The following is a 12,241-nucleotide window of genomic DNA, read 5'->3' on the forward strand; positions in this document are numbered from 1 at the left end:
GAGCAGGAGATGCGTCCTGCCGATTCGCGCTTATACCTTCACGCCCATCTTCTCGGCCTTCGCAATCACTTCCTCGATCGGACCGACCATGTAGAAGGCCTGCTCCGGGAGGTGATCGTATTTGCCATCCAGAATTTCCTTGAAGCTCCGAACCGTATCCTTCAGCTTCACGTACTTGCCTGGCGAGCCCGTGAAGGCTTCGGCAACGTGGAACGGCTGCGAGAGGAACCGTTGGATCTTCCGCGCGCGGGCCACGACCATCTTATCGTCTTCGGACAATTCGTCCATGCCGAGAATCGCGATGATGTCCTGCAAGTCTTTGTAGCGCTGCAGCACGGACTGCACACCGCGCGCGACCTTGTAATGCTCTTCCCCGATGACTTGCGGATCGAGAATACGCGAGGTGGAGTCCAGCGGATCGACCGCCGGATAAATGCCCAACTCGGCCAGCTGGCGCGACAACACCGTCGTGGCGTCCAGGTGGGCGAACGCGGTGGCCGGAGCCGGGTCGGTCAAGTCGTCGGCCGGCACATAGATGGCCTGCACCGACGTAATCGAACCGCGCTTGGTCGAGGTAATACGCTCTTGCAGCTGCCCCATTTCCGTCGAAAGCGTCGGCTGATAACCGACCGCCGACGGCATACGGCCGAGCAAGGCGGACACTTCGGAACCGGCTTGCGTGAACCGGAAAATATTGTCGACGAAGAGCAGCACATCCTGATTTTCTTCGTCGCGGAAATACTCGGCGACGGCCAAACCGGTCAGCGCCACACGAAGACGGGCTCCGGGCGGCTCGTTCATCTGGCCGTAGACCAAGGCCGCTTTGGACTTGGTAAAATCATCGGGATCGATGACTTTGGAGTCCTTCATTTCATGCCAGAGATCGTTGCCTTCGCGGGTTCGCTCACCGACACCGGCGAACACGGAGAATCCGCCATGGTGCAATGCGATATTGTTGATGAGCTCCATGATGATGACGGTCTTGCCGACGCCGGCGCCGCCGAAGAGCCCGACTTTTCCACCCTTGCTGTACGGCTCAAGCAGGTCCACCACCTTGATGCCCGTCTCGAGCACTTCCGTCTTGGTGTCCTGATCTTCCAGCTTCGGCGCCGGGCGGTGAATCGGATAGGTCTTCTTTGTCTTGATCGGCCCCTTTTCGTCGACCGGCTCACCCAGCACATTGATAAGGCGTCCCAGTGTTTCACGCCCGACCGGCACCGAGATCGGCGCCCCGGTGTCCGCGACATCCATGCCTCTGGTCAAACCGTCCGTCGTCGACATCGCGATGCTGCGGACGCGATTTTCACCAAGATGCGACGCCACTTCCAGGGTAATATTCACGGCCGGCTTGCCCGCCGCCTCATTGGCTTCCTGGGTGACCTTCAATGCGTTGTAGATATTCGGCAGCTGACCGGGAGGAAACTCCGCGTCCACAACCGGTCCGATGACTTGGATCACTTTACCTGTGCTCATCTTTTACCCCTTTTGCTCAAATGCTCAATGCTGAGAGGCCCTACTGCCAGGATGTCTCAGCATGCATCGCTCCGCACTCGGCACGGCGTTACTTGAGTGCTTCCGCGCCGCCGACAATATCCATCAGTTCCTTGGTGATCGCCGCTTGCCTAGTCTTGTTGTAGTAGAGCGTCACCTTCTTGATCAGCTGACCGGCATTTCTCGTCGCACCGTCCATCGCCGCCATGCGGGCGCCATGCTCGGCGGCCGCCGACTCCAGGAGAATGCGGTAGGTCTGAATCTGGAAATGTTTGGGCACCAGCGCATTCAGCAAGTCCGCTTCATCCGGCTCGTACAGATAGCTGCCGCCCGTCGTGCCCTCGGCCTGCGCCGCGCCGAACTCGGCGGCGGCATCGACCGGGAACAGCTTTTCGACGATCACGCGCTGCTGGATGGCCGACTTGAATTCGTTGTAGACGACATAGAGTTCGTCGAAGGTGCCCTTCACGAAATTATCCGTGAGATCCCCGCCGATATCGATGGCGTGCTCATAGCTCAGCTTGTCGAACACCCCGGTCCATTCTTGCCGGATCGGCCAGGTGCGCCGCCGGAAATAATCGCGGCCCTTGCGTCCGACGATGCTCACATTGACCTGCAACCCGCGTGCTTCGCACTGCCGGACGAAGTCGGCGCTCTTCCGGACAATGTTGCCGTTGAACCCGCCGCAGAGACCGCGATCGCTCGTGACGACGAGCACCTCGATCTTCTTGCCCTCCCGCTTCTGGAGCAGCGGGTGCGCCGCGCGATTGACGCGCTGGCTCAGATTGCTCAAGACCCCGCGCATCTTGTGCGCATAGGGGCGGGCGGCCAGAATGCGGTCCTGCGAGCGCTTAAGCTTCGCCGCCGCCACCATCTTCATGGCCTTGGTAATCTTCTGCGTATTCTTGAACGCCGCAATCTTGCGGCGCAGGCTTTGTAAACTGGGCATGGTTTCGAGCTTTCAGCCGTCAGCGATCAGCAGGGGTGCTGATGGCTACTTTGCGCCGTATCCCATCTTCTGCTTAAAGGTCGCAATGATTTCCTTGATGCGCGGAGCCACCTTGTCGTCGATCTTCCCGATGCTGGTCACTTCTTTTTTCAGTTCGGGATGGTGCTGCTGGATGTAATGCAGCAAATCGGCTTCGAACTGCTGCACCTTGTCAACCGGCACATCGTCGAGGAATCCGTTGACGCCCGCGTAAATCGACAAGACCTGATCCGCCACCGGCATCGGCTTGTATTGGCCTTGCTTCAACAGCTCCACCATGCGCACACCTCGCGCGAGCTGCATCTGCGTAGCCTTGTCGAGTTCGCTGCCGAACTGCGCGAAGGCCGCCATTTCACGGTATTGAGCCAGATCCAGGCGCAGCGTACCGGCCACCTGTTTCATCGTCTTGATCTGGGCCGATCCGCCGACGCGGGACACGGACAGACCGACGTTGATCGCCGGACGGATACCGGAATAGAACAAATCGCTGCCGAGATAAATCTGCCCGTCCGTGATCGAGATCACGTTCGTCGGAATGTAGGCGGACACGTCGCCGGCTTGCGTTTCAATGATCGGCAACGCCGTAAGACTGCCTCCGCCGAGCTTTTCACTCAGCTTGGCCGCGCGCTCCAGCAACCGGGAATGCAGATAGAACACGTCGCCGGGATAGGCTTCGCGGCCCGGCGGCCTGCGAAGCAGCAGCGACAGCTGCCGATAGGCCACTGCGTGCTTGGACAAGTCGTCGTACACGATCAAGGCATGCTTGCCGTTATCACGGAAATACTCACCGATCGCGGCGCCCGCGAAGGGGGCCAAGAACTGCATCGGAGCCGGATCGCTGGCGCTGGCCGACACGACCATGCTGTATTCCATCGCATGATTTTCTTCGAGCGTCTTGACGACGCGCGCGACGGTCGAACGCTTCTGCCCGACCGCGACATAGATACAAAACACCCCGAGGCCTTTTTGGTTGATGATCGTATCGACGGCAATGGCCGTCTTGCCGGTCTGCCGGTCGCCGATGATCAACTCGCGCTGGCCGCGGCCGATGGGAATCATGGCGTCGATGGCCTTGATGCCGGTCTGCAACGGTTCATGAACGGATTGGCGCGTATTCACGCCGGGGGCCACGACTTCGATGCGGGATTTGTGCGGCGAATTGATCGGGCCCTTGCCGTCGATTGGCTGGCCGATGGCATTCACGACACGTCCGACGAGCGCTTCACCGACCGGAATTTCCGCGATGCGGCCCGTGCGCTTGACGGGATCGCCTTCCTTGATGCCGACATCGTCGCCCATCAACACGGCGCCGACGTTGTCCTCTTCAAGGTTCAGCGCAATGCCGTAGAGGCCGCCGGGGAATTCGAGCATTTCGCCGGCCATGGCACCGTCGAGCCCGTAGATCTTGGCGATACCGTCGCCGACCTGGATGACGGATCCGGTTTCCTTGACATCGACCTGCTTGTCGAAGCCCTTGATTTTTTCTTTGATGATCGCACTGATTTCTTCTGCCTTGATCTGCATGGCTACTCCTTAGTCAACAGGCTCTGCATCGCCCGCAAGCGCCCGCGGACGGTGCTATCGACAACGGCGCTGCCGATATGAATTTGCACGCCAGCCAGGTGGCTTGCATCAACCTGAAACGTGACATCGACTTCGCGCTTCAGCGTCTCGCGAAGGCGGGTTTTCATTCGATCTTGTTCGGCGGACGACAAGGCGGCAGCGGACGAGACCGTCACCGGCTGCGTGCCCTTCGAGGCATCGACCAGCTTGGCAAATGCCTCGGCGATTTCCGGCAAGAACCCGACACGATTTTTTTTCACCAACTGGCCGAGGAATGTCTTGCCGATAGGAGGGCACCCGAGGCGGGAGCCGATCTCACCAAGAACTGCAATCTTGTCTTCCACTCCAAAAGCCGGTGAGGCCACGACATGGCGGAGGGGCGCCGAATCCTTGACGGCGGCGCCAAGGCCGTTGAGGGCCGTGCGAGTGGCTTCGATATTCGATTGGTCGAGCAGCTCAAAGAGTGCTTGTGCGTAACGTCGCGCAACTGCTGTCTTAATCACTGTCTGCGTTCACTCACTTCTACTTTGGGCACACGAAATAGTTTCGCGCAATGCGCACGAAAAATAGCGCGCCAAGGTACCACTGGAACCGCAGGACTGTCAACCTGAACAATTCGGGCAATCAGGCAGCCGTCCCATTGACCGGGGGCGCGGGAAATTCTCTCAGGGCTGCACAGAACTACACCACAACGCGTTGCCTTACCGGCCGAGCAAACCTTTCAGCAAATCCCGCCCCTGCTGTTCGAGATCTTGCGGCTTGGCCGTGCCTTTGAGCAGACCGCCTACCGTTTCTTCCACTTTCTTCTGAATCTGCTCTTGGGCCTTGCCGGTAAGCCCTTTCATATCAAGCCCATAGGTCGGCGCTTCCAAGGTCCCGCCGATCAACAGCGGTAACGCAAGCCGCCCTTCCTTCATCGCCAGCCGTGCGACCGGTGAAGCCCCGGCAATCTGCCGGCTCAGGGCTTCAGAGAGGCGCAGATTCACGGTCAGGCTCACCACATGGTCGAATCCAATCGTGCCGCTTCCCGTAGCTTGAAAATCGTGGCTATCCATCAGCAGGTTTTGAAGCGCCACGACGCCTTGCTTGATGGCCAGATCCGTTTCGATCGTGGAAAACGCAGTGGCTTTGGCTTCCCCGATTGAAATCCCGGCCACCTTTAGAATCGAGACGGCTTCTTGAAGCAAATTCACTCCCTCGATCTTGCCGTCTTTCACCGCAACATGGCCACCGCCTTCCAACATGTTGGTCAAATCCGGAATGCCAAACCCCTGCCCTTTTACTGAGACATCCGCCCCGGCGGTTCCGCTGACCGATATCGGCGTCTCGGCGACTGCGTCGATGGCCGGGCCAAGTTGCAACCCCTGCAAGGATAGTTTCCCGTTGAATGGGGGCGCCACGCTTCCAGAGACGAGACCACCTTGCATCGCAAGGGTCCCACCGAACAGTTCGAGGGAAAGATCGCGGAGGGCGAGGGCCTGGCCCTTCGTCTCCACCACCAATTTCACATTTTTCGCCTCAACCGGCTTCTTCACGGGAAGGGTCATCGGCAGGTTGGCCGTGTTGATGACCGGAGAAGTCACCGTGATCGAGGCCTGAGGACCGGCTGTGTTGCCCGTGATGGTCAGCGCCGTTTCCCCCAGTAAAAGCCGAAGATTGATCGCATCGAGCTCCGTCGCCTCTTTCAGCGGGCCGAATGTGCCATCGAGCGAAACCGGGAGATTCAGTGGCTGAACTTGCGTTGCAAAGTGCAGCGTCGGCGATTCACCCAAGTGGACCGACTGTAGTAAAAGCTCTATATCCTGCAATACATATTCAACCGGTTGGGGCTGAGACCCATCGCGATACGTCACCTTGCCGCCCACAATGGACACACGATCCACGGCCAGTAGCGCGAGGATCTTCAGCGGTCCATCCGGTGACGGCACCGGTGCGCGCGACGGTTTCTCTGGTACGGCCACACCCCTGCGTCCCAGCGTGGAGGCGTTGAGGACACCGTTCTTATTCTTGGTGACCGTGATCAACGGCTCGCGCAGGGTGATCTCTTCGACCTCCACCTTTCCGCTCAACAGCGGCATCAGCTTCACCCCAACTTCCACCGACGCAAGCGAGGCAAACGGCCCGGCCCCAAAGGCCGGATCCTCCACCACCATGAATCCCGCCACACGGGCACCGAGCCTCGGCCAAATGGTCAAACGGATATCCTCAAGAGTAACCTTGCGATTCAGCGCCTCTTCTATAAGAGGACGATACTGGTCTTGATACTTGTTGAGATCGACCATGAAGGGGAGAAGCAACACCAGGCCAACGAGCAGAACAACGGCCACGCCGAGACCGAAGAGAATTTTCATGCGGCACCTCCCATTCTCCTCGCAGTATAGGAAAGCCCCCCTAGGGGGTCAAATGCGGCATCACTAGCATCCGGCCTTGCCTTGCCGCTCACAGGGCCGCATGTTACAATCCCGCCTCTCGTATGGGCGCGGAGAGGTGCGAGAGTGGACGAATCGACATGCTTGGAAAGCATGCGTCGGGGCAACCCGACCGTGGGTTCGAATCCCACCCTCTCCGCCATACAGTAAGCTAGTGTTGGTCTCCCAAATCTCCACCGGGATACACACGGCAAGAAAAGATTTCGGAAGGGTGGGAGTCGAACAGGGGGATCGCGGGGGATGTGTCCCTCGCGTGGGGAGCGTACGAGGGGGCAGGCCCCTTCGTAGGAGCGCGTGCGAAGCACCTTAGCGCGACTTCGAATGCCCACCCTCTCCGCCATACAGAGCTAGCTCGACCGCGAGCCACCATGATGATTCTTGGCGAGCGGATAATCCCACTCGCATGCTCATGCTTAAGGGGCTGGGCCCTGTGCAACAGAACCCTGTGAACCCCGCCAGGTCCGGAAGGAAGCAACGGTAAGCGGTCAGTTCTGTGTGCCGCAGGATCACCTGGCCCCACTTGTATAGGCTAAGGGCAAGGGGTACGAGGCAAGGGGGATGAGATTGCATTGCGCTCATTTTGAACGCTCTCGCCCCTAGCCCCGAACCCCTCGCCAATTAAACCATGGATTACCAAGTCTCCGCGCGCAAATACCGGCCGGGCACGTTCGACGAAGTCGTAGGACAGTCGCACGTCGTTCAGACGCTCATGAACGCGGTCGATACCAAGCGCATCGCGCACGCCTATCTCTTTTCCGGCACGCGCGGCGTCGGCAAAACCACGATCGCCCGTATTTTGGCCAAGGCGTTGAATTGCGAGCAGGGTCCGACCGGACATCCCTGCAACACCTGCATCAATTGTGTCGAAATCACGCAGGGCACCTCCGTCGATGTGATGGAGATCGACGGCGCCTCGAATACCAGCGTCGACGACGTGCGCGAGATCCGCGAAAATGTGAAGTTCTCCCCCTTTCGCGGACATTACCGTGTCTACATCATCGACGAAGTCCACATGCTCTCCAATTCGGCGTTCAATGCGCTCCTGAAGACGCTGGAAGAGCCGCCGGCCCATGTGGTGTTTATTTTTGCCACGACGGAAATTCACAAAATTCCCGCCACCATCCTCTCGCGCTGCCAACATTATAATTTCCGTCGGATCGCCCGGCAGGAGATTATCGACCGCCTCCGCCACGTGGCCAAAGAAGATGGCCTGAATATCGAGGACCGCAGTTTCACGGCGCTCGCCCGCGCCAGTGAAGGCAGCATGCGGGACGGGTTGAGCCTGCTCGATCAGGCGATTGCGTTCGGGGGGAAGACCATCGCCCATGCGGATCTGGAAGTCTTGCTGGGCGCGGTGCCGCAAGAACTCGTTCAGGGACTCATCGCCGCGATTCTCGCTCAAGACAGCCCGGCGGCGCTGGCCGTCGTGGCAAACCTCCTGGACCAGGGCCACGACCTCAAGGCATTTTGCGCCGATGTCGTGGAACACCTCCGCAATCTGCTGGTCTCGTCCGTCGTGCCGGCTGCAACGGACTTGCGCGGGCTGATCGAAGCCTCCGAAGAAGACATTCAGCACCTTGTCACGGAAGCCAAGCGAGTGACGCCGGAACAGCTGCAGGAATTGCTGACCATGTTCACCCAGGCCGAGGATTCCCTGCGCTTCACCGCTCACCCACGTTTTGTGCTGGAGGCGACGGCGGTGCGGGCCACACGCCTCTTGCGGCAACCGGAGATTCGAGCGCACGTACCGCCGCCGGCAGCCAGCACTCCATCCCTGCCGAAGACCGTTGCAACACCACCACCAGGAAGACCTGCGCCGGCGCCAACGACGGCTTCGACAAAGCCATCGGCCATGGCCACTCCTACCGCCGTCCGGCAGGCACCTCCGGTCGAAACACAAGCCAGGCCGACGCCTGAGGCCGCCCCCAAGCCATCACCTTCGCCATCTGCCCAACAGACAGCGCGGCCACCAGCTGCTCCTAGGCCTGGCGTTGAAACAGGTGGACTAACCCCTGTTCCTATACCGAAGGCCGACGACGCTCCTGTCAACCAATCGTCCTCCTCGCTTAAATGGGAGCTGGTGCAAGAGGAAGTGGCGGCCTCTTTTCCCAACTTTGCGCCCTTTCTCGAAACAGGCCGGTACATCGGCCTGGAAGGCAGCCAGGTCACCATCGGCTTTGGGAAACAATCGACGCTGGCCCGGTCAATGCTGGAGAAAGAAGACAACCTCCGCTCCCTCGCGTCGTTGTGTGAAAAGCAGGTGGGCCGGCCGATCAAAATTCGCGTCGTGGAACTGTCCGAAGCCGATCCCCCCGGACCGACGATGGCGCAACTGCGCGCCGCGAAGGAGCAGGAGCAGCGAGTAGTCTTATTTGAGCAGGCACGGGCCAACCCCATTGTGAAGCAGGCCCTTGAAATATTCGGCACAGATTTAGCCGACGTGAGAACCCTGGCGCACAAGGAGGCAAGCGAATGAAAAATCCCTTTGGCAATATGTCAAATATTCTGAAGCAGGCCCAAGCCATGCAGGAGCAAATGGCGAAGCTGCAAGAACAGGCTGCGACAAAGACCGCCAGCGGCACGGCCGGCGGCGGCATCGTCACCGTGACGGCCAACGGCGCCATGCAGATCGTGAGCGTCGTGATCGACCCCGAAGTCGGCAAAGGCGGCGATGTGGAGATGATTCAGGACCTCGTTCTGGCCGCCACGAATGAGGCGCTCCGAAAGGCGAAGGACGTGATGGAGCAGGAAATGAAAGCGGTGACCGGCGGACTCAAAATGCCGGGCCTTTTCTAAACCACGCCATGGCTATCGACCAACAAGGCTTGCTCGCCCGGCTCGTCAAAGAACTCGTCCGCCTGCCCGGAGTGGGCCAAAAAAGCGCCCAACGGCTGGCGTTTCATCTGCTTAAAACCGAGCGGGAAGAGGCGCTCCGCTTGGCGGACGCCATTCGCGCCGTCAAAGACGGGCTGGCCTTTTGCCGTCAATGCCGGAATATCGCCGAAGGCGAGCTGTGCGAATTTTGCCGCGACCCCAAGCGTGACCGCACCAAAATCCTCGTCGTGGAAGAGCCCAGCACGATTTACGCTATCGAGCGGGCGGCAGGCTATCGCGGCCTCTACCACGTCCTGTTGGGATCGCTCTCTCCGCTCGATGGCGTCGGGCCGAGCGATATTCGCGCCGAAGAATTGGTAGAGCGCGTGAAGTCCGGCGGAGTTGATGAGATTATCCTCGCCACGAGTCCCACCATCGAAGGGGAAGCCACAGCCATCTACCTCACCAGGCTGCTGAAACCCCACGGCGTGCGAGTCTCTCGAATTGCCTACGGTATCCCGGTCGGTATGGATATCGAGTATGCCGATGAAGTGACGCTGCTGAAGTCGATCGAGGGCCGGCGCGATCTGTAGCAGGACCCTTCCCGCTCCCGTTGACCGCCTCTTCATCAGACTGTTATAGTCCCGGCTCGTTTACTCGCTTCTCTTTGCTGGTGAGGCATATGAAGGCACGTCCTTCCGCCAAACAAGCCCCTTCGTCAAAGTCACCGAAATCGTCGGCTTCCGCACGCGCCTCAAAATCCAACGCGTCACAATCCTCCCCCCCCAAGGCAAAATATCCCGACATCCGCCGATCGCTGGAACACCAACGGGCCAGTTTATTAGGCGAAGTCAGCGAGGTGCTCGCGCAACACCAAGACCTGGAAGCATTTCCGGATGTCAGCGATCAAGCCTCGGCGGAAGTCGATCAGAACTTCTCAATGCGGATCCGCGATCGGGAACAGAAGCTCCTCAAAAAAATCGATGAGGCTTTGGACCGGATGAAAGCGGGGATCTACGGACTCTGCGAGCGCTGCGGCGAAGATATTCCCTACAAGCGGCTCAAAGCCCGTCCCGTGACCACCCTGTGCATTGAGTGCAAAACGCTGCAAGAACAAGAAGAACAAGCCCGCCGCTGACCGCTCTTCCGCCCAACTCAGATTTAAGGTTTTTTCAGGGCCTTCAACCGCTCCGTGACGCGCGCAATCCGCCCCTCTTCCTCAGGAATGCCTTCGACCAGGGCCAGGAACGTTTCGTACTCGACAATCGCGCGTTTGGGATTGACCGGCTCATAGGCCTCAGCGAGATTGTACCGGGCCATGGCATAGTTCGGACGCAGAACCACCGCTTTTTCGAATAGGCTCATGGCAGCGGCTTTATCACCGAGTTTGCGATGGAGAGTACCCAGATTGTTGAGCACCTCGGGAATGTTGGGCCGGATCGCGAGCGATTGCAGCATCTCCGCCTTCGCCTTCTCCACCTGTCCCTTCGCATCCAACGCCACTCCCAGACGATGATGGGCTTCAGCCAACCAGACCTTGTTGGCAAACCCACCCGCGATTGCCTTTTGATACGCATCGGCCGCAATGTCGTAGTTCTTCTCCTGACAATACGCGAGTTGTGCCGTCTGCCCGCGGGCGAACTGCTGTAAAGAAGCAAAGGGGTCTTTGTCCTCACTGCCCTGAATTTCTGTCTTCATGCCCGCCTTCCCGTCGGCAGGGCGCTTGAGTCGGCTCAGAAACTCCTGCCGATAGGGCGAAAATAGCCGCGCATAGGGATCGATCGTGAAAGAGGCCATCAGCAACACCGGCCGGTTTTGATCGCCCGTAACCAGGTATTCAAAGGTCGTCTTTTCATCTCCCGTCTCATAGATGGCACTACTGTCCATGGTGCCCTTCGTCGCCAGTTGCGCCGCATTGAAATAAAACTCGAGCGAGGGCTTGAGTAGCGAGAGCGTGCGCCGCAAGACCGGGTAGGGCTGAAGATCAAGCCCGGATGGGAAACTGAAAACCGCTCCAACCAGCAGGCCATCCTCGTCAAAGAAATAGGATTCGTCCCCGTGCGATGGACTCTGAGTTCCGGGATAAACCACCTCCTGGCCGCTTCCCCACGAGCGTGTCGCCAACGCGGTCTGGGGCAGTTTCTTGAGAAGGTCCGCCTTGCGGTCGCAGAGCGCCGCCGACGTCAGAAGCACCAGATCGCTTTCAGATGGGGGAAGGTTGGGCCTGACCGGCGGAGGCGCGCCCCCGCAGCCCTGCATCAGCCCGAGGAGAAGAGCAACGCCAATGAGAAGACTGTGCCGCTGAAGAAACCGCACAACACCTCCTCTATATGTATTTCATGTGCAGGCGGTAGGGAATCTTACACGATTGTCCATGAGCTGCGAAGAGGCCCCCAAAAGAAGAGGCCCGTTCCCCTAGAAGAGAACGGGCCTCATAAACTCAACCGGGAACAGGTCTTAACGACGCTGTGCGTCCACCATCGCATCTTCCTGGGTATAGCCCGTGGCGTAGGGGAACAGCCCGGCCAGCATATAAATCGGCCGGTTTACCGCATAATCGAGTGCCTGACCGATAGGATGCAGCAAGAACCCCAGCCACCGAAGAGGATTGTCATTAATGGCGGATCCCGCCGCAGGGTCCGAGTAGATCATCGCCGTGCTATCGAGAATGTTATAAATACTGGTCGGAGGCACGTACTCTTGCTCGGCGCTCGCCCTGCCCGACTGATTCGTCGAGCTGCATCCGGTCGCCAGAATGGCCATCATCATGAGTCCCATAACACAAGTCCGTACTCTCATACCTAACCTCACTTTGTTCGACAAGATGATCGCTCGTGCCTCGATTCCACTCGCTACAGTAAAAAGTGTAGCCGACAATCCCCATTCTGTCCAGAAACAGAGCTGGTTTCGCAGGCCTATAAAAGCAAGGACTTATAAGGGGGTATGTGCGCAGGAA

General features: G+C 59.0%; 11 protein-coding genes, 1 tRNA gene and 1 other RNA gene. 6 read left to right on the top strand and 7 right to left on the bottom strand.

The annotated features are described in order from the left end of the window. Window positions 1-30 precede the first annotated feature (30 nt). From atpD to RI101_14325, 5 genes are all read right to left on the bottom strand, one after another. Window positions 31-1,473 carry a F0F1 ATP synthase subunit beta gene (atpD, locus tag RI101_14305; GenBank protein ID MEC4891222.1) on the bottom strand — a complete coding sequence of 481 codons (1,443 nt, stop codon included), beginning with the start codon at window positions 1,471-1,473 and terminating at the stop codon, window positions 31-33. Window positions 1,474-1,561: 88 nt separating this feature from the next. After that, a complete protein-coding gene (gene atpG / locus RI101_14310) occupies window positions 1,562-2,440 on the bottom strand; it encodes an ATP synthase F1 subunit gamma (protein MEC4891223.1) in 879 nt (292 codons plus the stop codon). 45 nt (window positions 2,441-2,485) lie between these two features. Next, on the bottom strand, window positions 2,486-4,003 hold the full coding sequence (atpA, locus tag RI101_14315) for a F0F1 ATP synthase subunit alpha (protein MEC4891224.1): 1,518 nt from the start codon (window positions 4,001-4,003) through the stop codon (window positions 2,486-2,488). 2 nt (window positions 4,004-4,005) lie between these two features. Then, window positions 4,006-4,545, bottom strand: a complete 540-nt coding sequence (atpH, locus tag RI101_14320) for an ATP synthase F1 subunit delta (GenBank protein MEC4891225.1) — start codon at window positions 4,543-4,545, stop codon at window positions 4,006-4,008. A 198-nt stretch (window positions 4,546-4,743) separates the two neighbouring features. After that, window positions 4,744-6,393, bottom strand: coding sequence for an AsmA family protein (locus RI101_14325; GenBank protein MEC4891226.1), 1,650 nt, complete (start codon window positions 6,391-6,393; stop codon window positions 4,744-4,746). A gap of 130 nt (window positions 6,394-6,523) precedes the next feature. Here RI101_14325 and RI101_14330 point away from each other — a divergent pair. The 6 genes from RI101_14330 to dksA all read left to right on the top strand — a co-directional run bounded on the left by RI101_14330 (window position 6,524) and on the right by dksA (window position 10,423). Next, a tRNA-Ser gene (locus RI101_14330) sits at window positions 6,524-6,613 on the top strand. A gap of 277 nt (window positions 6,614-6,890) precedes the next feature. Further along, window positions 6,891-6,990: signal recognition particle sRNA small type (ffs, locus tag RI101_14335), an RNA gene on the top strand. A gap of 106 nt (window positions 6,991-7,096) precedes the next feature. Further along, window positions 7,097-8,947, top strand: a complete 1,851-nt coding sequence (gene dnaX, locus RI101_14340) for a DNA polymerase III subunit gamma/tau (protein MEC4891227.1) — start codon at window positions 7,097-7,099, stop codon at window positions 8,945-8,947. Beyond that, complete coding sequence (locus RI101_14345; protein ID MEC4891228.1) at window positions 8,944-9,267, top strand: YbaB/EbfC family nucleoid-associated protein; 324 nt, start codon at window positions 8,944-8,946, stop codon at window positions 9,265-9,267. Before dnaX ends, RI101_14345 begins: the two co-directional genes overlap by 4 nt. 8 nt (window positions 9,268-9,275) lie before the next feature. Next, window positions 9,276-9,878, top strand: a complete 603-nt coding sequence (gene recR, locus RI101_14350; GenBank protein MEC4891229.1) for a recombination mediator RecR — start codon at window positions 9,276-9,278, stop codon at window positions 9,876-9,878. An 89-nt stretch (window positions 9,879-9,967) separates the two neighbouring features. Beyond that, complete coding sequence (dksA, locus tag RI101_14355) at window positions 9,968-10,423, top strand: RNA polymerase-binding protein DksA (GenBank protein MEC4891230.1); 456 nt, start codon at window positions 9,968-9,970, stop codon at window positions 10,421-10,423. Window positions 10,424-10,446: 23 nt separating this feature from the next. Here dksA and RI101_14360 read toward each other — a convergent pair whose 3' ends face one another. Both RI101_14360 and RI101_14365 read right to left on the bottom strand, forming a co-directional pair. Next, the gene (locus tag RI101_14360) at window positions 10,447-11,601 is read right to left on the bottom strand and encodes a tetratricopeptide repeat protein (protein ID MEC4891231.1); all 1,155 of its coding nucleotides are present in this window, start codon (window positions 11,599-11,601) and stop codon (window positions 10,447-10,449) included. 141 nt (window positions 11,602-11,742) lie between these two features. Next, a complete protein-coding gene (locus tag RI101_14365) occupies window positions 11,743-12,063 on the bottom strand; it encodes a hypothetical protein (protein MEC4891232.1) in 321 nt (106 codons plus the stop codon). Window positions 12,064-12,241: the final 178 nt, after the last annotated feature.

Source organism: Nitrospira sp. (assembly GCA_035968315.1).
Classification (GTDB): domain Bacteria; phylum Nitrospirota; class Nitrospiria; order Nitrospirales; family Nitrospiraceae; genus Nitrospira_D.